Raw genomic sequence first — 2,001 nt, 5'->3', positions numbered from 1 at the left:
CGGCGCTCGGGGCCCGCGACGCCCTGGAGACCCATGCCGCGCACCTGCCCCCGGCCGGTGGGGCGTATCTGCGCTCGGGGGAGGAGATGGCCGAGTTGTTCGACCGCTGGCCGGCCGCCGTCACCGGCGCGGCGGGCCTGGGTCGCGAGTGCGCATTCGACCTCCGGCTCATCGCCCCCGAGCTCCCGCCGTTCGATGTTCCCGAGGGCCACACGGAGGACAGTCGGCTCGCCGAGCTCACCTATGCAGGGGCCGCGCGGCGCTACGGGACGCGTGGGGTGGCGCCGGAGGCCTATGCGCAGATCCACCGCGAGCTGGGGGTGATCGCCGAGCTGGGGTTCCCCGGTTACTTCCTCGTGGTCCACGACATCGTCGAGTTCTGTCGCAGGGAGGGCATCCTCTGCCAGGGCAGGGGTTCGGCCGCCAACTCGGCGGTCTGCTACGCCCTCGGCATCACCAACGTCGACCCGGTGGGCGCGCACCTGCTCTTCGAGCGATTCCTGTCCCCGGAGCGGGACGGTCCGCCCGACATCGACGTGGACATCGAGTCCGGTCGTCGGGAGGAGGCCATCCAGTACGTCTACTCCCGCTACGGGCGGGACCATGCCGCGCAGGTGGCCAATGTCATCACCTACCGGGGGCGGTCGGCCGTGCGGGACGTGGCCCGGGCACTCGGGTACTCCACCGGGCAGCAGGACGCGTGGTCCAAGAGCGTGGACCGGTGGTCGGGTCTGAAGAACCACGAGCGGGAGGCCACCGAGCACACCGTCCCGGCCGACGTCCTGGCGCTGGCCCGCAGACTCGTCGGACTGCCCCGGCACCTCGGCATCCACTCCGGCGGCATGGTGATCTGCGACCGGCCGGTGGCCGACGTGGTGCCCGTCGAATGGGCGCGCATGCCCGGGCGGACGGTCCTGCAGTGGGACAAGGACGACTGCGCGGCGGTCGGTCTGGTCAAGTTCGACATGCTGGGGCTGGGGATGCTCACGGCGCTACACCACGCCATCGACCTCGCGGCCGAGCACAAGGACCTCGAGGTGGACCTGGCCCGACTGGACCTCTCCGATCCCGAGGTCTACGAGATGCTGTGCCGGGGCGATTCCGTGGGGGTGTTCCAGGTGGAGTCGCGGGCGCAGATGGCCACGCTGCCCAGACTCCGGCCGCGGACGTTCTACGACCTCGTGGTGGAGGTGGCGCTCATCCGCCCCGGCCCCATCCAGGGCGGCTCCGTGCACCCCTACATCCGTAGACGCAACGGGCGGGAGGAGGTGGTGTTCGACCACCCCGCGCTCGAGGCGGCCCTGGGGCGGACGCTGGGGATCCCGCTGTTCCAGGAGCAGCTCATGCAGATCGCCACCGAGATCGCCGGGTTCACCGGGGCGGAGGCGGACCAGCTCCGCCGGGCGATGGGGGCCAAGCGCTCACCCGAGCGGATGGCGCGGCTGCGGGAGAGGTTCTTCGCGGGCATGCGTGACCTCCACGGCATCGGCACCAGCCCACCCGGTACGCCGGTCACCGGTCCCGAGGTGGGGGAGCGGATCTGGGAGAAGATGTGCGCGTTCGCCAACTACGGCTTCCCCGAGAGCCACTCCCAGTCCTTCGCGGCGATCGTCTACTACTCGGCGTGGTTCAAGTGCCACCACCCGGCCGTCTTCTGTGCGGCGCTGCTGCGTAGCCAGCCGATGGGGTTCTACTCGCCGCAGTCCCTCGTGGCCGACGCCCGCAGGCACGGCGTCACCGTGCACCGCCCCTGCGTCAACCGCTCGCTCGGCGGTGCCACGTGTGAGAACGGGGGCACCGAGGTGCGTCTCGGCCTGGAGTCCGTGCGGGCCATCGGCACCGATCTCGCCACGGCGATCGCCGACGAGCGCGACACTCACGGCCCGTACCGCTCGGCCGCCGACCTCGCCGGCCGCACCGGGTTGACCGTCCGGCAGATGGAGGCACTGGCTACTGCGGGGGCACTCGACGCTCTCGGCGTCGGGGGGCGGCGGGCGGCCC

General features: G+C 71.8%; 1 protein-coding gene. It reads left to right on the top strand.

Annotation, left to right across the window (positions count from 1 at the left end; translation table 11 throughout):
- Positions 1-2,001, top strand: a 2,001-nt coding sequence (locus tag G6020_RS09370; RefSeq protein WP_182610429.1) for an error-prone DNA polymerase, incomplete at both ends; no start/stop codon positions are given.

This window comes from Dietzia sp. B19, from assembly GCF_014145155.1.
GTDB classification, from domain to species: domain Bacteria; phylum Actinomycetota; class Actinomycetes; order Mycobacteriales; family Mycobacteriaceae; genus Dietzia; species Dietzia natronolimnaea.
This window is presented reverse-complemented; position numbering and strand designations above follow the sequence as displayed.